Genomic DNA, 22,177 nt, shown 5'->3' with positions numbered 1-22,177 from the left:
CATGGCGCAGGATTCGCGGCTGCTGACGGCCCTCGCCGCCTGCCGCACTAAGCTCAGCGCCTTTATTCGCGGCCGCAGCGAGCGGCACGATGAGGCCGAAGATATTCTGCAGGAGATCAGCTGGAAACTGCTGCAGGTGGAACAGCCGGTGGAGAACGTCAGCGCCTGGCTGTTTCGCGCCGCGCGCAACGAGATCACCGATCGGTCACGAAAAAAACGCGAGCTCTCGCTGTTCAACGCCGCCGGAGACGAGGATTTTCCCGAGGATGAAATTGCCGAAACGCTGTTTGGCGTGGCGCAGACGCCGGAGGATGAGTATCTGAAGACGCTGCTGTGGGAAGAGCTGGACGATGCGCTCGCGGAACTGCCTGCTGCGCAGCGCGAGGTATTTGAAAAAACCGAGCTGCTCGGCTTCAGCTATCAGGATCTGGCCGCCGAAAGCGGCGACAGCGTACAGGCGCTGCTTTCGCGCAAACATAAAGCGGTTCTGTTTCTGCGCACCCGGCTGCGCAGCCTGTACGACGAACTCACGGCCTGACCTGCGCAACCCGATAGCCAAACGGCCATCGGGTTGCGTGCTTTACCACCAGGCCGCGGTGGGCTGCGGCTGTAACAGATCGACGCCCTCGCCCAGCATCGGCAGACACAGTGCAACCTGATGCTCCGCCGCCAGCTGGACGATTTGGGTAAACGGATCGTCCCAGCGGTGAAAAGCTAAATCAAAAGCCGCGTTGTGAATCGGAAACAGCCAGCGCGCGTTGAGGTCCTGAAACGCGCGCAGCGTGTCCTGCGGCAGCATATGAATGTCGGCCCAGCGCGCATCGTAAGCGCCGTTTTCCAGAAACGCCGCATCAAACGGACCGTATTTCCGGCCAATCGCTTTGAAACCGTCGAAGTAACCGGAGTCACCGCCAAAAAACAGGCGGAACTGGTCAGAAATCAGCGTCCACGAACACCACAACCGTTTGTTGCTGTCGAACAAGCCACGTCCGGAAAAGTGCTGCGACGGCGTCGCGACAAAATGGATGCCGCCGATATCCCGCGACTGCCACCAGTCGAGCTGGATGACTTTCTCTGGCGCAACGCCCCACTTAATCAGCAAATCGCCGACGCCGAGCGGCGTGAGGAAGTGCTTCACCCGATCTTTCAGCTGCATGATGGTGTGGTAATCGAGATGATCGTAATGGTCGTGCGACAAAATAATGCCTTCGATCGGCGGCAGATCGGCCACGGCAATCGGCGCTGGCTGAAAGCGCTTTGGTCCCAGTCGCTTAAAGGGCGAGGCGCGCTCGGCGAATACCGGATCGGTCAGCCAGAACTGGCCATTGAGCTTCAGCAACAGCGAAGAGTGGCCAAGGCGAAAGACGCTGTTGGGCGCGGCCTGTGCCAGCGCGGCGGCCGTGATGGGCTGCACCGGCAGCGCGGCAGGTGGCTGGGTGTCTTTCGGTTTATTGAACAGGAAATCCCACAGCATTTTGCGGTAGTCGCCAAAGCTTAGCGACTGACGCGGCTGGACATTGCGAAACTTTTTGCCATCAAACTGAGCGGAGTGCGGATACTCCCTGATTGCACCCCGGCAGAGGCTGGAACCCTTCAACATAGCGCGGATACCTCGAAAAAGAGAAAGCTGGCTGGCAGCAGCGGTAAACATCTGCGGCTACGTTAACCGTTTTAAGCCGCGCGCGTCCTCACATTACGAGCCATCGCACAGCCGGTAACGCAGAATTTCACTGCCGGTGTGGCCTTCCTTTGGCGGATGACAGGGCGGCAGCAGGCAGGTAAAGTAACGCTTTTGCATGATTTTACGAGGGAAAATGAACACGCTTTTCGTTTACGGCACGCTGCAGCCGGGCCAGTGCAATGCGCATATCCTGGAAAACATCGGCGGTGAGTGGCTGGCAGGGACGGTCGCCGGCACTTACTATGCTAACGGCTGGGGCGCGGCCGCCGATTTTCCCGGCATCGTACTTGATGAGCACGGCGCGCGCGTGCCAGGTTATCTGTTCATCTCGGAGCGGCTGGCGCTGCACTGGCCGATGCTGGATGAGTTTGAAGATGGCTACGACCGGGTGCCGGTTGAGGTCACCACGACCGACGGCCAGCAGCGGACGGCGTGGATTTATCAGCTGCAACCACAGCAGGACATCGCGCGCTAACCTCGTACCTTGCCTACACTGATCCTCACCAGACTGTGAGGAGAAGACATGATCACCATTTGTACCGCCTGCGGCACGTCTTATCAGCAGCAGCAACCTGCCCTTACGCAGTGTCGCATTTGTCAGGATGAACGCCAGTTTGTGCCGCACGGCGGGCAGCAGTGGATCGATCAGTCTGCGCTGCGCGCCTCGCATCAAAACCAGTGGCAACAGCTGGAGCCCGGGCTGCTCAGCCTGCAAACCGTACCGGATTTTGCCATCAACCAGCGCGCCTTTGTGCTGCAAACGCCGCACGGCAATATCCTGTGGGATTGCATCGCGCATCTGGATGACGCCACCGTCACGCTGCTGCGTGCGCTCGGCGGCCTGCACGCCATCGCCATCTCCCATCCCCACTATTACAGCACCATGCAGGACTGGGCCGACGCGTTCGACGCGCCGGTGTATTTGCACGCCAGCGACAGCGAGTGGATCATGCGCGCATCGCCCCGTCTGCAGCCCTGGCACGGCGACAGCTGTGATCTGCTGCCGGGCGTGCGGCTGTTACGTCTGGGCGGCCACTTTGCCGGCGGCACGGTGCTGCACTGGGAGCATGATGGCGGCGTGCTGCTGAGCGGCGATATTTTGCAGGTAACGCCCGGTGCCAGTGCAGTTTCGTTTATGTGGAGCTATCCCAATATGTTACCGCTGGCCGGCGCCACGGTGACGGCCATGCTGCAGCGGTTGCAGGGCGTGAAGTTTACGCGCCTGTACGGCGCGTTTGCCGGCCGCGAAATTCTCGCGCGTGCCGATGAGGCAGTACAGCAGTCGGGCCGTCGCTATCTGGCCTGTCTGCAACATCCACAGCCGTAGCGCTTACACAGCCGCGCTGGATAAATACCAGGCGATCGCACCGCGCACGGATGTACAGACGTCTGGACGTATACTATAGTCGGTTTCCTGCAAACATAAGGAAACCTGCAAACAATGAAAAAAACATGGCTTACCGCCCTGCTGGCGGCCTCTGTCACCCTGCTCAGCGCCTGTGACAACCACAACGACAACAAAATCAAAGTGGCGATCAATACCGGACCGGATGAGGCGCTGTGGCAGACCGTGAAGCAGGTGGCACACGATAAATATCAGCTCGATGTTGATGTGGTGGCGTTTAACGATTACGTACAGCCGAACGAAGCGCTGTTCAATAAAGATGTGGACGCCAATGCGTTCCAGAGCCTGCCTTATCTGGAGATGCAGTCCAAAGAGCGCGGATATAAATTTGCCGTCGTGACCAATACCTTCGTGTTCCCGATTGCCGGTTATTCACGCAAGATTAAATCACTGCAGGATCTGCCGGATGGCGCTACCGTGACCGTGTCTAACGAAGCGACCACTCTGGGGCGTAGCCTGCTGCTGTTGCAGGCGCAGGGCCTGCTGAAGGTGAAACCCGAAGCCGGTCTGCTGCCGACCACGCTGGACATTACCGATAACCCGAAAAAGCTGAAGATTGTGGAAGTGGATACGCCACAGCTGGCGCGCACGCTGGACGATCCGCAGGTTTATCTGTCGATCATTAATAATAACTTTGCCGCGCTGGTGAATTTATCCGCCTCGCGTGACGGGATGTTTATGGAAGGCAAAGCGTCGCCGTACGTGAATGCGATTGTGGCGCGCGAAGATAATAAAGACAGCCCGAACGTGCAGAAGCTGAAAGAAGCGTTCCAGTCCCAGCCGGTGCTGGATAAAGCCAACGAGATTTATAAAGGCGATATTATTAAGGGTTGGTAAGGATTACCTGCCTGTTGATGCAGGCAGGAACAGGATTACCGCACCCATCGTAGCGGCGCAATTTATTGCGCTACCTACAGCGGTGCGGTCATTTAAAACGCGCGATAAATCGCGCCGCTACTATGTGTGCAGGATGGTGGTGCCGAAATACAATGCCGCACGGATCGTAGCGGCGCAATTCATTGCGCATTCCGGCAACTGTGAAATGTTTAACTTAGCGCGATAAATCGCGCCGCTACATATTGTGCGGTCGGAGGGTACGGATATAATTTTTGGTACAAAGTCTTAGCATCGCTATTTCCTGCATTTTTAATCATCTCGCTATCTGCGCTCCCCCATCCCATTTTCTGCCAGCCAGCCCGCTTCTGCTGCTGTCTGAATCGTCTACACTTCAGGTTGAAAAAGCCGCAGCGGTGTAAAAATGGCGTAAAAATTTGGTCGATTGGTATAAAAATCGCGTACAAAAAAACGCCAACCCCTACCGATTACGCCGCTGAAACGCTATCTTCGCCAGCATAAAAGTGGGTGATTGCGACACGCCAGTGCGGTTGATGGCGCTCGCCCTTTCTCCCTGAAAAAACAGGAAATGTATGAGTCAATCAGAGAAACAGTCTCTGCCTGCTGGCATGCTGGCCGCCGCCGGCATCGTGTTTGGTGATATCGGTACCAGCCCGCTGTATACACTGAAAGAATGCCTGTCGATTTTGCCGGACGGCGCGCCGTCGGCGCTGGCGGTGATGGGCTTTCTGTCGCTGATCTTCTGGGCACTGACGCTCATCGTCACGCTGAAATATGTCTGCTTCGTGATGCGCGCCGACCACGACGGCGAAGGCGGTATTCTCACCCTGATGTCACTGGCACGCCGCAACGTTGGCCGCAAAGCCGGGCATATCATCGTGCTGGCCGGTCTGATTGGCGGCGCATTTTTCTACGGTGATGGCGTGATCACCCCGGCCATCTCGGTGCTGTCGGCCATTGAAGGGATTCAGGTCGTCTCGCCCGGGCTGGAAAAATATGTGGTGCCGCTGGCGCTCACCATTCTCGCGATGCTGTTCATTATTCAGAAACACGGCACGGAAAAGGTCAGCCGGGTGTTTGGCCCGGTGATGTTTGTCTGGTTTGTGGCCATCGGCGCACTTGGCATACGCGGTATTCTGCTCAACCCGGAAGTGCTGCACGCGCTCAGTCCGTCCTATGCGCTGACCTTCCTGCTCAGCCACAAAGCGCTCTCGCTCGCGGCGATGGGCATGGTGGTGCTGGCGGTGACCGGCGCGGAAGCGCTGTATGCGGATATGGGCCACCTGGGCAAAGCACCCATTCGTCTCGCCTGGCTGGTGATCGCCATGCCGGCGCTGATACTGAATTACTTCGGCCAGGGCGCGCTGGTGATCGCCGATGCGCAGGCGCTGAACAATCCGTTCTTTAATCTGGCTCCCGGCTGGGCGCAGATTCCACTCATTGTGCTGTCAACGCTGGCCACGGTCATCGCGGCGCAGGCGGTGATTTCCGGCGTCTATACCCTGACGCATCAGGCCATTCGCCAGGGCTTTTTACCGCCGATGCGCATCATTTTCACCTCGCATACCGAGTCCGGGCAGATTTACATTCCGGTGGTGAACTGGCTGCTGTTCACCGCCGTGATGCTGATTGTGCTGGCTTTCCGTCAGTCGTCCGCGTTGTCCTCGGCTTACGGCATTGTGGTGACCGGTACCATGGTAATCACCGCCTGCCTCGCGGGCGTGGTGGCACTGCGCAACTGGCGCTGGCCGCTGCCGCTGGCGCTGCTGTTCCTGCTGTGTATGCTGGTGGTCGACGTGCCGCTGTTCATCGCCAACCTGATGAAACTGCTGTCCGGCGGCTGGGTGCCGGTGCTGCTGGCGCTGACCATGATGGGATTGATGCTGATCTGGAGCAGCGAGCGTAACCGCCTGATTCGTCGTCTGAATAACGACCAGGATGGCCTGCTGGCACTGGTAAAATCGCTGGAGAGCAATCCGCCGAACCGCGTCGAGGGCACCGCCATCTTCCTCGCGCGTAAAGAGTTTGAAATTCCCCAGGCGCTGTTGCACAACCTCAAGCATAACCGCGTGCTGCACCGCCGCGTGGTGCTGTTGCATATCCGCACCACTGATACGCCGCGCGTCTATAACCAGCAGCGCATCAGCATTACGCAATTGTCGCCGTCGTTCTGGCAGGTCACTGCCGCTTACGGCTGGCGTGAAGTGCCGTCGATGGCCGAGATTCTGCATCTGTGTGGACTGGAAGGTTTTGGCTGCACGGTGAATGAAGCGTCATTTTTTACCGCGCACGATACGCTGGTGATGAAAAAACGCCGCGGTCTGGCGCGGGTGCGCGGCGGGATTTTTCACTTCTGCCAGCGCAACGCGCTGCGCGCCCATGAGCAATTTCATATTCCGCCCAACCGGGTGATCGAACTGGGCGGCCAGCGCGAATTTTAAGCTGCAGGGCCACGGATGGCTGGATTTGCCCGCATATGACGCACCGACTTTTTTGATGGCAAATGTAAGCAGATGAAAAAATATTAGCGAAACATTACCGGAGTTGTGGCGGAACTTTTCTTAACATCTGATTAGCAATTAAAGCTAAAACGCATAACCTCAAAAGGTGTTTATTAACCCTACCGGCATGATGATTCACCGTGCGCTTTGCCGGAATGTATAAACCAATAAACAACGATCTCAGGATCGGTTAATTCACTTCCGGCTCTGTTGTTATTTTTGAGGAGTAAGACCATGAAAGCGTTAATTAACGATGTGATTTCCATTTTTACGCCGCAAAATGTTAAACCGGTTTTAATTCGCGCCGATTTGACGCACCGCGAATTATCCTCAATCCATCCGGCGGGTGTCACCTCCGTAAGCTGGGCCACGTCAATGGAAGAGTTAACAGACGCCATTGTGAAAAAAGCCCAGGCGGCCGGCGCCGTCGGTTATCATATTACCGACGTTGAATCACATGAGCCGGGCCACGACGGCCAGCATGTGATGGCGGCCACTGCCACGCTGTATCACATCAATGACAAGGTGGCTTACGGCTGATGCCGGGATTAACGCGTTTTTCTGTTTATGGCCTGCCCGTCATTTCTGGCAGGCTTTTTTCATTAAAATAGGCGGCGAGAAAATCGAGAAAAACTTTAATACGCTGCGATTCTGCGGCGCGTTGCGTATACACCGCCCAGATATTGGCTTCCTGATACCACTGCGGTAATACCGCCACCAGCTCGCCCGTCGCCAGATACGGCGCCACATCCCACGCTGAACGCAGCGCAATACCATGCCCCTGCAACGCCCAGTGCAGAATCACCTTGCCGCTATTGGAAGAGTAATGGCTGTTCAGGCGACACAACACCTGCTGCTCGCCATTGGTCAGTGCCCAGTTACCAAATGAATTATCGCGCTCATTAATGATCAGACAGCTGTGATGAATTAACGCATCCAGCGAGGCTGGCATACCGGCGCGGGATAAATACGCCGGCGCGGCACATAAAATGCGCCGGTTAGCAATCAGCCGGCGGGCAATATAGGAAGGATTGAGATCATCGCCAACGCAGATTTCCACATCCGTGCCGCTCTGTAGCAGGTCGAATGCCCGATCGCTTAGCATCAGTTTAATATTCAGCGACGGATGCTGGTGAATAAATGCCGAAACCGCATCTGACAAATAGTCCTGACCGAAACCAAACGAGCAGCCGACGGTAATTTCCCCGGTCAGCTCGCCGCGCCACTGACGGAAATTATTGAGAAAGCCATCCATTTCCTGCACTACCTGCAGCGCGCCCTCAAGCGCTTTTTCACCTTCCGGCGTCAGGCGCATCACGCGGTTAGTGCGGAAAAACAGCCGCGTCTCCAGCTGTTTTTCCAGAATGGCGATGCGTTTACTGATGTAAGACGGTGACTGACCCAGCTCAATCGCCGCGCGGCCGAAACCGTCATGCCGCGCCACGCTGATAAACACGTACAGGTCTTCAATCGACGGCCAACCCTGTAACGGCTTCTGATAACTTTTTCCGGCAAGCAGTATTTTCATAACAGCACATGGTGAGTGAACGCCACGTGGTTATAACACAGATCCCAGGAAGCGCTGAAGCGAGTGCAGAAACCGCTCTGGCACCTCTTCCTGCGGTGAATGGCCGCACGGTAACGCCTCGCCCTGCACCTGCAGCGCCTTGTCCTGCCAGGTGTGCACCACATCATACAGCTGACCGACCGTGCCCTTTTCGCCCCACAGCAGTAACAGCGGGCAGGCAATGCGCCGGTCGCTGTCAGCGGCATCGTGTTGCAAATCAATGCTGGCGGCGGCGCGATAATCTTCACATACCGCGTGGATCATCGCCGGATCCTGATAGCAGCGCAGATAATCTTCGAATATCGCCGCTTCGGTCGCACCCGGCGTTTTCAGCTGGCCATCAATGTGTTTACGCAAAAAGAACGCCGGATCGTGACCAATCATGGTCTCCGGCAGCGGGTGCGGCTGAATCAGGAAGAACCACCAGAAATAGCGCGTGGCGAACGCCTGATCGGTCAGCGCGTACATGGTGGCAGTGGGTGCGATATCGACAAACACGCAGCAGCTGACTTTCTCCGGATGATCGAGCGCCAGCCGGTGCCCGACGCGCCCGCCGCGATCGTGGCCGACAAACGCCACGCGCTGCAGGCCAAGCGCGTCGATCAGCTGACTGATATCCTGTGCCATGCTGCGTTTGGCATACGGCAGATGTTCAGCATCGCTGGCGGGCTTGTTGCTGTCACCGTAGCCGCGCAAATCCGGCAGGATCACCTGATAATGCTGCGCCAGCTGTGGTGCGATTTTACGCCAGGCCAGATGATTTTGCGGATGGCCGTGCAGCATCAGCAAAGGCGTGCCCTTGCCGCCGCTGGCCACGCGCAGCGTAACGCCATTATCCAGCGTCACATCCTGCAGGGTAAAACCGGCGATAAACGGCGACGGGCCGCGATCGATAATCTTACTCATGGTTGCTCCCTGGTGCGCTGCAGCCACGGGCGCTGCGCAAAGTGCTGCGCTTCAAACTGGCGGATATCCGCTTCATATTGCAGCGTCCAGTCCACCGCGCTGCCGCCACCGATCAGCATTTCGCGCTTCAGGGCACTGACCGTAAAGTGAATCACTTCATCCGCGAACTGAATGGTTTGCTGCTCCAGCGACACGCTGATGGTGTTGCGCTGCGCATCGGCGGCCACCGCGCTCAGACGCTGATAATCCGCCTCGCTCAGGCTCAGCGTCAGCACGCCGTTACGCTGGCAGTTGTCGTCAAAAATGCCGGCGAAGCTGGTGCCGATAATCGCGCGGATGCCCAGCTGATTCAGCCCCCACACTGCATGTTCGCGGCTGGAGCCACAGCCAAAGTTGGCGCCGACCAGCAAAAACGTCGCGTTCTGCCAGCCCGGCTGATTGAGGATGAAATCAGGGTTTGGTGCACCGTCGGCCAGAAAGCGCAGGTCAAAGAACACGCCGCGGTCCAGCCCCTGCCGGTCAATGCCTTTGAGAAACTGCTTGGGCATAATCACATCGGTATCGATGTTAGCAGCCGGCAGCGGTGCCAGCTTGCCGGTGATGGTAGTGAAAGCTTGCATATTAAACCCCGGATTGCAGATAGTGACGAACATCAACCAGATGGCCCGCCAGCGCAGCGGCGGCGACCATCGCCGGACTCATTAAGTGAGTACGCGCGCCCGCGCCCTGACGGCCGGCAAAGTTACGATTGGTGCCCGATGCGCAGCGATCGCCCGGTGCCAGCACATCTTCGTTCATCGCCAGACACATCGAACAGCCCGACTGACGCCACTCGAAGCCAGCGTCGATAAAGATGGCCGCCAGCCCTTCCGCCTCCGCCTGCTGCCGCACCTGGGTTGAGCCCGGCACGATGATGCCGCGCACGTGCGGCGCGATTTTGCGGGTGCCAATCACCGCTGCCGCGGCGCGCAAATCTTCAATGCGCCCATTGGTACAGGAGCCGATAAACGCGTGGGTGATGGCAATGTTGGCCAGCGGCGTGCCGGCTTGCAGCCCCATGTAGTGCAACGCATTTTTCATCGCCTGCTGTTTCACCAGATCGGGTTCGTCAGCCGGATTAGGCACGTGGCCGCTGATGGCGCAGGCCTGATCCGGGCTGATGCCCCAGGTGACTTTCGGTTCCAGATCGCTGCAATCAATGGTCAGTTGCCGGTCAAATACCGCATCATCATCGCTGCGCAACGTGCGCCACTCGGCCAGCGCCTGCTGCCACAGTTCGCCCACCGGCATTTGCGGTTTGCCGGCAATGTAAGCGTAGACCTTGTCATCCGGCGCGATAATCGCCCCGCGCGCGCCGGCTTCCACTGCCATGTTACACAGCGTCATACGCCCTTCCATGCTCAGCGCATCGATCGCGCTGCCGGAAAACTCAATCGCATACCCCGTAGCGCCGGATGCGCCAATCTGTTCGATCAACGCCAGCACGATGTCTTTGGCGGCACAGCCAAACGGCAGCTCGCCGGTGACTTCAACGCGCATGGTTTTCAGCGTGCGATATATCAACGTCTGTGTCGCCAGCAGGTGCTCGATTTCCGAGGTGCCGATGCCGAACCCCAGCGCACCAAACGCCCCGTAAGTGGTGGTATGGCTGTCGCCGGCGGCAATCACCATGCCCGGCATCACCAGCCCCTGCTCGTGCGCCACCACATGTTCAATGCCCTGTCGCGGGTCAAGCACGTCAAACAGCTCGATGCCAAAGTGTTCAGCATTTTTGCGGAAGTAATCGACCTGCAGCTGACCGCCAGCGTCGGTCATCGCCGCATCGCGCACTGGCCGCGTCGGGTTCACGTGGTCAACGTTGAGTAGAATGGTGGCCGGATGGCGCACGCGCCGCGACCGGTCGCGCAGACCGCTAAACGCCTGCGGGCTGGTGTATTCATTGAGGATTGACCGGTCGATATAGAGCAGCACGTGCCCCTCATCGTCCAGGTGACGTACCACATGCTGTTCAATCAGCTTTTCATACAGGGTTTTGCCCGCCATGCTCATGTCCACGCGAAAGTTAAACAAGTCATCAGAGACCTTAGGGTAAACCCATTCGGCGTCAGATCATCAACACGCTCCGTGCAGTGATAGTGCATGATTTGTCATCGCGGCAGCGGATTTAATTTGACCTAAGTCGTGCCCGTCGTTATAAATAATAACCGCGCTCCGTTAGCGGATATATTGTTGCTTTTTCCCGCATTTCTGCTGTATTCCTGCCGTTTATTTCGCCATCCCGCTTTTATGAAAGTTAATTAATTGCCATCAATAGTTAATTAACTAAAAACAAGTTAATCTTTTCGTAACAATCTTTTAATTTGCCAACCGAATTTTTAACGTTCATCTGCAAAGAATAAACAGGACTGGCATGACTCAGACCAAAAAACTTGTGTCCGCGCTTTCGCTGACGGCACTGCTTGTCTCTTCAGCGGTTCACGCTGAGAACGCACCAGAAAAAACCGACGTGCTGCTGATTGGCGGCGGTATCATGAGCGCCTCGCTCGGTACCTGGCTGCAGGAGCTGCAACCGGGCTGGAAACAACTGATGGTTGAGCGTCTCGACGGCGTCGCGCTGGAATCCTCCAACGGCTGGAATAACGCCGGTACTGGCCACTCTGCCAACATGGAGCTGAACTACACGCCAGAGCGTGCAGACGGTTCCATCGATGTGAGTAAGGCGCTGGAAATCAATGAATCGTTCATGATTACCCGCCAGTTCCTGACCAGCCAGGTACAGCGTGGCGTGCTGCACGATCCGCGTTCGTTCATCAACTCCACCCCGCACATGAGCTTTGTCTGGGGCGACAAAAATGTCGAATACCTGACCAAACGCTATGCGGCGCTGCAGAAAACTACCCTGTTCCAGGGCATGAAGTTCTCTACCGATCACAAGCAGATCGAGCAGTGGGCACCGCTGGTGATGGAAGGTCGCGATCCGAATCAGAAAGTAGCCGCCACCTGGACGCCGGTGGGTACCGATGTGAACTACGGTGAAATTACCCGTCAGCTGATCGGCAGCCTGCAGAAAGATCAGAACTTCAAGCTGGAAACTTCCTCTGAAGTCACCGATTTCAAACGCAACAGCGACAACTCCTGGCACGTCACCATCAAAGACGTGAAGAGCGGCGCAAACCGTGAAGTGGATGCGAAATACGTATTCATCGGCGCGGGCGGTGCGGCGATCAAGCTGCTGCAAAAAACCGGTATTCCTGAAGCCGATAACTACGGCGGTTTCCCGGTGGGCGGTTCGTTCCTGATGACCGAAAACCCTGAAATCACCAGCCGTCACCTGCAGAAAGTGTATGGTCAGGCTTCCGTAGGCGCACCGCCAATGTCGGTACCGCACATCGATGCCCGTAACCTCGACGGTAAGAAAGTGGTGCTGTTTGGGCCGTTTGCCACGTTCTCGACCAAATACCTGAAGAACGGTTCGCTGTTTGATCTGCTGAGTGCCACCACCACCAGCAACTTCATGCCGATGACGCACGTGGGCATCGATAACTTTGACCTGGTGAAATACCTGATTGGTCAGGTGATGCTAAACGATGACGACCGCTTTGCCGCGCTGAAAGAGTACTACCCGAACGCGCGTAAAGAGGACTGGAAACTGATTCAGGCCGGCCAGCGTGTGCAGATCATCAAGAAAGATGCTGAGAAAGGCGGCGTGCTGAAGCTGGGTACCGAAATCGTGACCGATCAGCAAAAAACCGTGGCGGCCCTGCTGGGTGCTTCACCGGGTGCATCTACTGCGGCACCGATCACCCTGAACGTGATGCAGAAGCTGTTCCCGCAGCAGTTCGCGTCACCGGAGTGGCAGCAGAAGATCCGCGCTATCGTGCCAAGCTTCGGCCAGAAGCTGAACGGCAACACCGCGCTGACCCAGCAGGTATGGGATAACACCGCATCCGTGCTGCAGCTGACCAAACCGCCAGTGATTAACATGGACGATCAGCAGTCGGCACCTGCGCAGGCCAAACCGCGCGAAGAGTCCGCCAAGCAGGATATGGCGCTGTAATACGCCATCGCTGAGTCAATCGAACCGATGCCGGTGCGCGAGCAGTCGCCCACCGGCATTTTTTTGTCTGGAATCTGATGATTGCTATGTCAGGTTGCGCAATAAATTGCGCCGCTACGGTTTGTGCGCGCTGTGTTTTCTACACCTTGCAACCGCACCTGGTGTAGCGGCACGATTTATCGTGCTGGTTGTCCATCGCACTGCTGCCTGTTGCGCAATAAATTGCGCCGCTACGGTTTGTGCGCGTTGTGATTACTGCATCTTGCAACCGCACCTGGTGTAGCGGCACGATTTATCGTGCTAGTTGTCCGCTGCGCTGCTGCCCGATGCGCAATAAATTGCGCCGCTACGGTTTGTGCGCGTTGTGATTACTGCACCTTCCAGCCGCACCTGTTGTAGCGGCACGATTTATCGTGCTGGTTGTCCATCGCACTGCTGCCTGTTGCGCAATAAATTGCGCCGCTACGGTTTGTGCGCGTTGTGATTACTGCATCTTGCAACCGCACCTGGTGTAGCGGCACGATTTATCGTGCTGGTTGTCCGCTGCGCTGCTGCCCAATGCGCAATGAATTGCGCCGCTACGGTTTGTGCGCGCTGTGATTACTGCACCTTCCAGCCGCACCTGGTGTAGCGGCACGATTTATCGTGCTAATTCAAAGGTTGCAAGACAACAGTACGTGCGGGCGTTGTAGATCTTCCGTAGGGTGCGCATTCATGCGCACCTGGAAAATAATTACGACTTTACGTAATCCGAATAGGCATTTTGCAGCGCGATGTGGTCGGCAATATATTTCGCATCGTGCCACACGCCGTAAATAAACGACGACGCCCGGTTGACCAGATTGGGCAGGCCAAGGAAATAAATACCGCGCTCGGCAGAAATACCGCGCTTGTGGAATGGCAGGCCCTGTTCATCAAATGCATCCACCTGCAGCCAGCTGAAATCAAATTTAAACCCGGTAGCCCAGATAATGGTGCTGATGCCCACCGCCTGCACGTCCAGCTGCATCAGCGGATTTAACAGGCAGTCCGGATCCGGCAACAGCTCCCACGCCTGCGGCTCGGCCGGTAAATCCAGCCCGTTGCGCTCAATGTACGCATCCGCATCGCGCAGCACCTCGAAATAGGCTCTGTCACCTTCGGCGATATTCTCTGCCAGCCCCGGCGCAAAGCGCAGCACGCCGTTATCCCAGCGCTCGGTGATGCCGACCAGCGTAATGCCCATATGGGCCAGCCGGCGGAAATCCACGGTTTTACCGCCTTCATAGCCGCTGACGGCAAAGGCCACGTGCTGTTTCTTCGGCTTGATTTTGACCTCGTCCCACAGCCCCAGCGCGCCAAGCCACCAGCAGTAATCGCGAGCGCGATAGGCGCGTGGCGGGCGGTAGTGCTCGCCGACCGACAGAAACACCTCGCGGCCGGCCTGACGCAGCTCCTCGGCAATCTGGGTGCCGGACGCACCCGCACCCACCACCAGCACCGCACCGGGCGCCAGCTGCTGTGGATTCTTGTACGCCGATGAGTGGATCTGCTGCGGCACCGCGTCTTCAGGCACGATGGCCGGGAACGCGGGTTTCTGAAACGGCCCGGTGGCAGCCACCACATTATCCGCGTCGAATTCTCCCGCCGACGTCACCACCCGGAAGCCGCTGCGTCCGGGCAGCCGCGTCACCTGCTGTACTTCAACCCCGGTGCGCACCGGCGCGTTGAGCATCTTTGCGTAATCCTCGAAATACTGCGCCATGCGCTCTTTCGGCGGAAACGCCTCCGGTGAAATATTATCAAACTTCAGCGAAGGAAAGCGGTCGTGCCACGCCGGGCCGTTAGCCACCAGCGAGTCCCAGCGTTCGGAGCGCCAGCGCTCGGCAATGCGGCTGCGCTCCAGCACCACGTGCGGGATCTGCATCTGCGCCAGATGTTCGCTCATGGCGATACCCGCCTGGCCCGCTCCGACGATCACGGTATTGATTTTTTCTACTGACATAGGTCATCCCCGAATAGTTGGCATGCCACCAGCGCGGCGCAAATATTGCGCCGCTGGCGATTAACACCAGGTTGTCATGTTTAACGGCAGCTTAATGGCACAGCGAAATTAATGCCCGGCCTCAACGTTTAATATTTTTCCCAGCCCGAAAAACTTATTGGCGATAATTAACATCACGGCGGTCACCACAATATAAATAACCGACAGCGCCGCCAGCGTCGGGTCGGCAAATTCACGCACGTAGTTGTACATCGCCACCGGCAGCGTCTGCGTCGCCTGGGTGGTAATAAACAGCGAGGCGGTGAATTCATTGAATGAGAGAATCGCCGCGAACAGCCAGCCACCAAACAGGCCCGGCAGAATCAGCGGCACGGTAATGGTCCATACCACGCGCAACGGCGATGCGCCTAGGCTGGCCGCCGCCAGTTCGATCCGCTGCTCGAGATTTTTCAGCGATACATAGACGCTGCGCAGCACGAACGGCAGCACTAATACCACGTGGCAGAAAATCACCAGCGCATAGCCGCGTCCCAGATTGAGCTGCGACACCAGCATCAGCAGGCCGAGGCCAATGGTGAAATGCGGAATAAACAGCGGCGACAGCAGAATGCTCTCCAGCACCTGTTTGCAGGGAAAGCGATAGCGCTCAATGGCAATCGCCAGCGTGGCACCGATGATCACCGCCAGCGTTGACGCCCATGCTGTGACAATCAGTCCGGACCAGAAGCCGTGACGAAAATCGTCGTAGCTCAGCGCCCGCTCAAACCAGCGCAGCGACCAGCCTTTCGGCGGGAAGAACAGCACGGAGGTGCTGCTGAACGACGAGATAAACACCACGACGGTGGGCAGCATGACAAACGCCAGAATGGCGATCACCAGCAGTTTACCCAGCAGCGCAATCAGTTTGTCGTTGTGAGAACGGGTCATATCAGTGCCCTCCCATGGCGTGCAGGAAGCGCGTCATGCGCTTCAGCGCCAGCAGCAGCAGAATGGTCAGCAGCAGGCCAGCAATGCTCAGCGCTGCGGCAAACGGGAAGTTCATCGAGGAGAAACCCAGCTGATACACCAGCGTAGCCACGGTACTGACGCGCCCGCCGCCAATCAGTTGTGGCGTCGCGAAAGCGCTGAAGGTCCAGGCAAACGCGGTGGTCAGGCTGGCGATGATGCCAGGAATGGACAGCGGAATGGTCACCGTCAGCAGCGCGCGTACCGGCCCGGCACCAAGGCTGGTGGCGGCTTTTTCGTAGTCCGGATTGATGTGTGACAGCGCCGTCGCCAGCATCAGCACCATGATCGGCATGGTGACATGCACCAGCGCGACCACCACGCCGGTCTGGGTAAACATAAACTGGATTGGCTGGCTGATGATGCCCAGCGCCAGCAGCAGGCTATTAAGAAAGCCGCTGTTACCCAGCACGATAATCCACGAATAGGTGCGCACCACTTCCCCCAGAAACAGCGGAGTAATCGCGATGATCAGAATGGTGGATTTGATCCATGCAGTGCGGGTGCGCACCAGCGCATAGGCCAGCGGGTAACTCATCAGCAAACCAAATAAAGCCGTTTTGGCGCTGAGCAGCACGGTATTGAGAAACGCGTCGCCGTAGATGCGTTTGAACAGGCCACTGAAATTGGCCAGCGTAAAGCCGCCGACATCCAGCGAGCCGGGGATGTATGCACGCACGCTGAACTGCATCACCGCAAACATCGCGACGACCAGCCCCATCGCGGTCAGCGTGGCGGGAAGAATGAACCAGGGTAAAAATGTCGGTTTTTTCGTCATGGACGTTACTGCCTGCATAGGTGTTACCGGCTACGGCGAGGCACCCGCCCCGCCGCAGCACCAGGACAATCAGTGAGACATGATGTTTTCAGAGAACCACTGACGCCACTCGGCGGTTTTCTCCGCACGCAGTTGGGGATCGGTATTGATGGTGGCATTCCACTGCGCCGGCGTGGTCAGCATGCCTGGCAGCTTCGCCAGCTCCGGATCGATATGCGCGTTGGTCACCGTCGGGCTACCGCGATAGATCTTCGCCACCTGCTGCTGAATTTCCGGTTTCAGTGCGATGTTGATGAACTTGTACGCCAGATCGGCATGTTTGCTGCCTTTATTAATGCCGACGGTATCCACGCCGAGGATCGCGCCCTCTTTCGGTATCGCCAGCTTAATGTTGACCCCTTCCGCAATCATGCTGTAGGCGTTCATTGACAGCATCACCTGCACCGGCGTTTCTCCGGTGGAGATCAGCTGCTGGCTGTTGGCATCATCGGTGTAGAACGATTTGATGTTAGGAATCAGCGCTTTCAGCTTCGCCTGGCCCTGCTGCCAGTGCGCCGCATCGCTGCCGGAGAGTTTGGCGGCCACGGCGATGATGTGGCTCGGATCCCAGTCGGGCAGCGCCAGCGTGCCTTTCAGCTCCGGCTTCCACAGGTCGTTCCAGCTGGTGAAGGTTTCCCCTTTCGGCACCAAATCCGGACGGTAGCCAATGGTGTAGACGTAGCCCCACACGCCAAGATGATACGGGCTGACTTTCGCCTGCTGCACCAGGTTGACCGCGTTAGGGATTTTGCTCATGTCGAGCTTCTCGAACAGGCCGCTGTTGGCATACAGATAGCCGACGTGCGCGGTGGTAAAGGTCACGTCAGTTTCCGGCGAACCGCCCGCCAGTTTGGCTTTGTTGAGGCGATCGATGGTGCCGCCGGTGACGAACTGCACTTCGACTCCGGTCTCTTTGGTGAACTCTTTAGCGATGGTTTGATCGATCAGATCTTTAAAGCTGCCGCCCCAGGTGCTGACAATCAGCTTGTCGGCGGCCATGGCATTCCCTGCGCTCAGAATTCCCGTGGTTAACAACGTTAAGGCACACATCTTACGCAACATATTTTTGTCCCCAGTGAATGAAAAGGCTGTTATCGCTGCTCTGAACCACCGTTGATTCGCCACGGCGCGCTGCGCCAAAACAGTGCGAAAGTGAAAAGCAGGTGTCACAGCGATTCTGCCGCTGGCCGCTGCTGCGGTAAAACAGCCTTTTCCTCGCCGTTGCATCGGAATTTCTGACGCTAAAAAAGTCGCTGCTTTGCAACGGATTTTCTTAAGCCTTAGTGAGGCAGAAGCGAATGGGCGTGAAGGGTCAGGCAGGGGATTATGCTGCTATTCGCTGTCCGGCATGATAAATGCATGGAAACAGGGGTAAATAGAAAAGCCGGCGCGACAAGATCGCGCTGGCGACACCAGGAGAATCTGCATGCTCAGTCGCATCACCCAGCGCCAGCTGGAATACTTCGTCGCGTCCGGCGAAGCCGGCAGCATTATTGGCGCATCCGAACGTATTCACGTGTCGTCACCGTCGATCTCGGCCGCCATTACCCACATCGAATCCGAGCTGGGGGTGCAGCTGTTTGTGCGCCACCACGCGCAGGGCGTGTCGCTCACCGCCATTGGCCATCAGGTATTAAAAGAGGCGAAGCTGATTCTGGAACAGATGTCGAATCTGTATACCATCGCCTCAGAGTCGCTGAACAACGTGCGCGGCCCGCTGCGCGTCGGCTGTCTCGACACGCTGGCGCCGATGCTGACGCCGGAGCTGGTGTTTGGCTTTGGTCGTGCCTTCCCCGGCGTGCGCATCACGCTGGTGGAGGGCAATCATGAACAGCTGCTGAAACAGCTGCGCGCCGCCGATATCGATATCGCGCTGACCTACGATCTGGTGCCGGCCAGCGACATCGCGTTTCAGTCGCTGGCGCAGCTGCCGCCGTATGTGATGGTCGGCGAACATCACCCGTTTGCCAGTCAGTCTGCGGTGACCATTCAGGATCTCGCTACGGTGCCGATGGTGCTGCTGGATATGCCGTGGAGCCGCGAATATTTTCTCAGCCTGTTTAGCGAAGCGGGCGTCACGCCCAACATTGTGATGCGCTCCGGCAATATGGAAGTGGTACGCGCGATGGTGGCCAACGGCGTGGGATTTGGCATCGCCAATGTGCGGCCCAAAGCCAATCTGTCGCAGGATGGCAAACGGGTGATCCGCGTGCGCCTTGCCGGCGTGAACCGGCCGATGTTGCTGGGATACGCCACGGTGGCCCATGTGCAGCAATCGATGGTGGTCAACGCCTTCGCCGAACGCTGCCGCATGTTCATCTCCGATCAATACATTCCCGGCATGGCCGCGCCAAGCTACTTCGACCCGCAGGTGGTGCGCGTCGCCTGACGCGCTCAGTAACCCCGCGCGGGAAACACCTGGTTGAGCACCGGCTCGCCGCGCATCACCCGCTGGATGTTATCAGCCACCTGACGCGCGGCGCTGGCCGGGATCGCTACCGACGCCAGATGCGGGGTGATCAGCACATTTTCCATGCCCCACAGCGCATCGTCGGGCGGCAGCGGCTCGCGATCAAACACGTCTAATGTGGCGTGCCCGATCTGTCCGCTCTGCAGCGCCGCGGTCAGCGCGGGCTGATCGACAATCGCGCCGCGCGACACGTTGATCAGCGCGCAGCCCGGCGGCAATCGCGCCAGGCGCTGCGCATCCAGCAATCCGTGGGTTTCCAGCGTGAGCGGCAGCATCACCACCAGAATGTCGCTGCTGGCCAGAAACGCATCCAGCGCCTGCGCACCGCTGACGCAGTGAATGCCGTCCAGCGCTTTGGGCGACCGCGACCAGCCGCGTACGTCAAAGCCCTGACGCGCCAGTTCGCGCGCCGCATACGCACCCAGTTCGCCCAGCCCCAGCACGCCCACGCGAATCGACGCCGGCTCGCGCGGATGCAGATAGTGCCAGCGATGTTCACGCTGCGCGCGCTCAAATGCCGGTATGTCACGCGCGTAACGCAGCACGGCAAACAGCACGTAACCGGCCATCATGCGCGCCATATCCGGGTCCGATAGCCGGACGATCGGGATGTCAGGCAGGTCGTCGCGCCCCACCAGCGAGTCGACGCCCGCGCCCAGATTCACCAGCAATTTCAGCTGGCGATACGGGGCAAAAAAGCCGCGCGGCGGCTTCCACGCCAGCGCAAACTGCACGCTATCGGCATCCGCAACCTGATCGGCACGGCAGATAGTGACATCCGGTAATTGTGGTGCCAGCAGCGCCGACCACGCCTCGAAGCTGTCGAACTCGCTATAAAACACCAGCGTCGTCATGCGCTGGGCTCCTGTAGCAGCGTCGCCAGCGCATCGATAGCCAGTTCATAACCCAGCGCGCCCAGCCCGGCGATCACGCCAGTGGCGGCTTTCGACACCAGCGACTGATGACGAAACGGCTCGCGCTGCCAGATATTGCTCATGTGCGCTTCGATGATCGGGCCATCGAACATCAGCAGCGCATCCAGAATCGGTACCGAGCGATACGACAACCCGGCGGCATTGATGATCAGCCCGTCCGCCTGCTGGCGCGCTTCCTGAATCCAGTCCACCAGCACGCCTTCATGGTTGCTCTGACGAAACTGCAGCCTGAGGCCGTGTGCGTCGGCGCGCCGCTGACAGCGCTCGCCGATGCTGGCGAAACTGTCGCTGCCGTAGGTACCGTGGCGATCCATGCCATACAGATTGGCATTCGGCCCATTGAGAAAGAAAATCTGAGACATTGCGGCTCCGTTACAGGTGCGGGCGCGTCGCGGCCATTGCCGGGTGCGCGTCAAAAAGGGCAAACCAGGCGGCGCTCTGCGGATGCGTGGCGCGCCAGTTGAGTTCAGCAAAACGGAAGTCGAGGTAGCCCAATCCGCAGCCGATGGCGATCAGCCCGAGATCGTCAGGCGTGCGGCTGAACGCCTCCGCCTGCTGCTCAATGGCCGCCAGCGCAGCCGCCACTTTGGTCAGCTGCGCATCGCGCCACGCTGACCACTGCTTTTCCAGCGGGCGGGCGCTGGTTTCGTAGCGCGCCAGCAGCGCGGCGTCCAGCAGCCCATCACCCAGCGCCTGGCGCGTAAGGCACAGCCAGCGCGCCTCGCCGTCTGCCGGCAGCAACTGGCCCGCGGCGCGGTGGTTAAGGTATTCGCAGATCACACGGCTGTCGTATAAACATAGCCCCTGTTCAGTGCGCAGCGCTGGCACTTTGGCCAGCGGATTAAACGCGGCAATGCGCGCATCGCGCTCGACGGGGTGCGCCGCCGACGCCAGCAGGGTGATCTCCGGCGCCAGACCCAGCAGCCGGGCGCACACCATCACTTTTCGCACGTAAGCCGAGGTAGAAGCGTAATAAAGTTCCATCATGGCATGGCCTCCGCATCTGGCAGCAGCAGCACTTTGCCGATATTCGCATTGGCTTCAAGGATGCGGTGCGCCTGCGCGGCGGCCGTCAGTGGCAATCGCTGATGCACCTGCGGTGTGATGCGCCCGGCGGCCAGTAAAGGCAGCAGATGGGCGCGCACGCACTGCGCCAGACGCGCTTTTTCCGCCGCGCTTTTCGGTCGCAACGTGGAAGAGGTCAGGCTTAGGCCTTTGCGCATGATCAACTGTAAATCGATCTCCACCGTGGCCCGCTGCATAAAGGCGAGGCTGACGTGCCGCCCGCCCGCTGCCAGCACGCTGAGGTTGCGCGCAATGTAGTCGCCGCCGACGTTATCCAGCACCACATCCACGCCGCGTTCCCGGGTCAGCGTCTGAATCACCGCCACAAAATCTTCGCTATGGCGATCGATGGCGCGCCACACGCCCAGCTGCTGCAGCGCGGCAATTTTTTCCGCACCGCCGGCGGTGGCAATCACCCGCGCGCCACAAGCCTGGGCGCACTGGATCGCCAGCGTGCCCACGCCACTGGCCGCGCCGTGAATCAGCACGCTGTCGCCCGGCATCAGACGGCCCAGCTCAAACAGGTTGTGCCAGACGGTAAACGCGGCTTCGGGAAAGCCCGCCGCGTGGCTGAGCGGCAGCGTGTCCGGCACCGGCAGGCACAGGTCGGCGCGCGCCACGCAGTATTGTGCATAACCGCCGCCGCTCAGCAGCGCCATCACCGCCATGCCCGGCTGCAATTCGCTGACGCCTGCGCCGAGCGCAACGATGACGCCCGCCGCTTCCAGCCCGAGAATATCGCTGCAGCCTGGCGGCGGTGGCATGCCGTTGCGCTGCAGAATATCAGGCCGGTTAACCCCTGCGCTGACGACGCGCAGCAGCACTTCGCCCGGTCCCGGCTGCGGCACCGGACGCTGCACCGCAGTCAGCACCTCTGCACCACCCGACTGCGCGGCGATGATCGCCGTCATGGTTTCCGTTGCCATGCG

21 protein-coding genes are annotated in these 22,177 nt (G+C 58.6%); 8 read left to right on the top strand and 13 right to left on the bottom strand.

Features of this window, described 5'->3' with window-relative positions; translation table 11 throughout:
* Position 1 precedes the first annotated feature (1 nt).
* A complete protein-coding gene (locus AC6I8P_RS20700) occupies positions 2 to 538 on the top strand; it encodes an RNA polymerase sigma factor (protein ID WP_260641167.1) in 537 nt (178 codons plus the stop codon).
* A gap of 42 nt (positions 539 to 580) precedes the next feature.
* Here AC6I8P_RS20700 and AC6I8P_RS20695 read toward each other — a convergent pair whose 3' ends face one another.
* Positions 581 to 1,600 (bottom strand): MBL fold metallo-hydrolase, encoded by a 1,020-nt coding sequence (locus tag AC6I8P_RS20695; protein WP_498031315.1) that lies wholly within the window; start codon positions 1,598 to 1,600, stop codon positions 581 to 583.
* Positions 1,601 to 1,814: 214 nt separating this feature from the next.
* On the opposite strand from AC6I8P_RS20695, the gene AC6I8P_RS20690 reads away from it, so the two are divergent.
* The 5 genes from AC6I8P_RS20690 (at position 1,815) to AC6I8P_RS20670 (ending at position 6,982) form a co-directional block, all read left to right on the top strand.
* Positions 1,815 to 2,156, top strand: coding sequence for a gamma-glutamylcyclotransferase family protein (locus AC6I8P_RS20690; RefSeq protein WP_498031314.1), 342 nt, complete (start codon positions 1,815 to 1,817; stop codon positions 2,154 to 2,156).
* Between the two features lie 48 nt (positions 2,157 to 2,204).
* Positions 2,205 to 3,008 (top strand): MBL fold metallo-hydrolase, encoded by an 804-nt coding sequence (locus AC6I8P_RS20685; RefSeq protein WP_498031313.1) that lies wholly within the window; start codon positions 2,205 to 2,207, stop codon positions 3,006 to 3,008.
* 114 nt (positions 3,009 to 3,122) lie between these two features.
* Positions 3,123 to 3,923 (top strand): MetQ/NlpA family ABC transporter substrate-binding protein, encoded by an 801-nt coding sequence (locus tag AC6I8P_RS20680; protein ID WP_021509481.1) that lies wholly within the window; start codon positions 3,123 to 3,125, stop codon positions 3,921 to 3,923.
* Between the two features lie 590 nt (positions 3,924 to 4,513).
* Positions 4,514 to 6,382 (top strand): low affinity potassium transporter Kup, encoded by a 1,869-nt coding sequence (kup, locus tag AC6I8P_RS20675; protein ID WP_238562298.1) that lies wholly within the window; start codon positions 4,514 to 4,516, stop codon positions 6,380 to 6,382.
* 294 nt (positions 6,383 to 6,676) lie between these two features.
* Entirely contained in the window at positions 6,677 to 6,982 is a 306-nt protein-coding gene (locus AC6I8P_RS20670; protein WP_021509483.1) for a YdgH/BhsA/McbA family protein, read from the top strand.
* 25 nt (positions 6,983 to 7,007) lie between these two features.
* Here AC6I8P_RS20670 and AC6I8P_RS20665 read toward each other — a convergent pair whose 3' ends face one another.
* From AC6I8P_RS20665 to leuC, 4 genes are read right to left on the bottom strand one after another with little or no spacing between them, the layout of a single operon-like run.
* A complete protein-coding gene (locus AC6I8P_RS20665) occupies positions 7,008 to 7,970 on the bottom strand; it encodes a LysR family transcriptional regulator (protein WP_021509484.1) in 963 nt (320 codons plus the stop codon).
* Between the two features lie 30 nt (positions 7,971 to 8,000).
* Positions 8,001 to 8,915: an alpha/beta fold hydrolase gene (locus AC6I8P_RS20660; protein WP_104093591.1), complete on the bottom strand. Its 915-nt coding sequence runs from the start codon at positions 8,913 to 8,915 to the stop codon at positions 8,001 to 8,003.
* The gene (gene leuD, locus AC6I8P_RS20655; protein ID WP_058770124.1) at positions 8,912 to 9,535 is read right to left on the bottom strand and encodes a 3-isopropylmalate dehydratase small subunit; all 624 of its coding nucleotides are present in this window, start codon (positions 9,533 to 9,535) and stop codon (positions 8,912 to 8,914) included. Before leuD ends, AC6I8P_RS20660 begins: the two co-directional genes overlap by 4 nt.
* 1 nt (position 9,536) lies before the next feature.
* Positions 9,537 to 10,958 carry a 3-isopropylmalate dehydratase large subunit gene (gene leuC, locus AC6I8P_RS20650; protein WP_498031344.1) on the bottom strand — a complete coding sequence of 474 codons (1,422 nt, stop codon included), beginning with the start codon at positions 10,956 to 10,958 and terminating at the stop codon, positions 9,537 to 9,539.
* 367 nt (positions 10,959 to 11,325) lie between these two features.
* Between leuC and mqo the strand changes: the two genes are divergently transcribed.
* A complete protein-coding gene (mqo, locus tag AC6I8P_RS20645) occupies positions 11,326 to 12,972 on the top strand; it encodes a malate dehydrogenase (quinone) (protein ID WP_021509488.1) in 1,647 nt (548 codons plus the stop codon).
* 733 nt (positions 12,973 to 13,705) lie between these two features.
* Here mqo and AC6I8P_RS20640 read toward each other — a convergent pair.
* The 4 genes from AC6I8P_RS20640 to AC6I8P_RS20625 form a co-directional block, all read right to left on the bottom strand.
* The gene (locus tag AC6I8P_RS20640; RefSeq protein WP_498031312.1) at positions 13,706 to 14,956 is read right to left on the bottom strand and encodes a flavin-containing monooxygenase; all 1,251 of its coding nucleotides are present in this window, start codon (positions 14,954 to 14,956) and stop codon (positions 13,706 to 13,708) included.
* 108 nt (positions 14,957 to 15,064) lie between these two features.
* Complete coding sequence (locus tag AC6I8P_RS20635; RefSeq protein WP_498031311.1) at positions 15,065 to 15,883, bottom strand: ABC transporter permease; 819 nt, start codon at positions 15,881 to 15,883, stop codon at positions 15,065 to 15,067.
* Position 15,884: 1 nt separating this feature from the next.
* Complete coding sequence (locus AC6I8P_RS20630) at positions 15,885 to 16,739, bottom strand: ABC transporter permease (protein ID WP_021509491.1); 855 nt, start codon at positions 16,737 to 16,739, stop codon at positions 15,885 to 15,887.
* A gap of 69 nt (positions 16,740 to 16,808) precedes the next feature.
* Positions 16,809 to 17,840 carry a polyamine ABC transporter substrate-binding protein gene (locus AC6I8P_RS20625; RefSeq protein WP_058758799.1) on the bottom strand — a complete coding sequence of 344 codons (1,032 nt, stop codon included), beginning with the start codon at positions 17,838 to 17,840 and terminating at the stop codon, positions 16,809 to 16,811.
* 364 nt (positions 17,841 to 18,204) lie between these two features.
* Between AC6I8P_RS20625 and AC6I8P_RS20620 the strand changes: the two genes are divergently transcribed.
* On the top strand, positions 18,205 to 19,167 hold the full coding sequence (locus AC6I8P_RS20620) for a LysR family transcriptional regulator (protein ID WP_021509493.1): 963 nt from the start codon (positions 18,205 to 18,207) through the stop codon (positions 19,165 to 19,167).
* Positions 19,168 to 19,172: 5 nt separating this feature from the next.
* On the opposite strand, the gene AC6I8P_RS20615 is transcribed toward AC6I8P_RS20620, so the two are convergent.
* From AC6I8P_RS20615 to AC6I8P_RS20600, 4 genes are read right to left on the bottom strand one after another with little or no spacing between them, the layout of a single operon-like run.
* Positions 19,173 to 20,102, bottom strand: a complete 930-nt coding sequence (locus AC6I8P_RS20615; protein ID WP_275029918.1) for a 2-hydroxyacid dehydrogenase — start codon at positions 20,100 to 20,102, stop codon at positions 19,173 to 19,175.
* Complete coding sequence (locus tag AC6I8P_RS20610) at positions 20,099 to 20,545, bottom strand: type II 3-dehydroquinate dehydratase (protein WP_058758800.1); 447 nt, start codon at positions 20,543 to 20,545, stop codon at positions 20,099 to 20,101. The genes AC6I8P_RS20615 and AC6I8P_RS20610 overlap by 4 nt, the downstream gene beginning before the upstream one ends.
* 10 nt (positions 20,546 to 20,555) lie before the next feature.
* Complete coding sequence (locus tag AC6I8P_RS20605; protein ID WP_238562293.1) at positions 20,556 to 21,170, bottom strand: glutathione S-transferase; 615 nt, start codon at positions 21,168 to 21,170, stop codon at positions 20,556 to 20,558.
* Entirely contained in the window at positions 21,167 to 22,174 is a 1,008-nt protein-coding gene (locus tag AC6I8P_RS20600) for an NAD(P)H-quinone oxidoreductase (protein ID WP_275029915.1), read from the bottom strand. Before AC6I8P_RS20600 ends, AC6I8P_RS20605 begins: the two co-directional genes overlap by 4 nt.
* Between the last annotated feature and the right edge of the window lie 3 nt (positions 22,175 to 22,177).

This window comes from gamma proteobacterium symbiont of Lampromicra miyakona (genome assembly GCF_059730895.1).
This window is presented reverse-complemented; position numbering and strand designations above follow the sequence as displayed.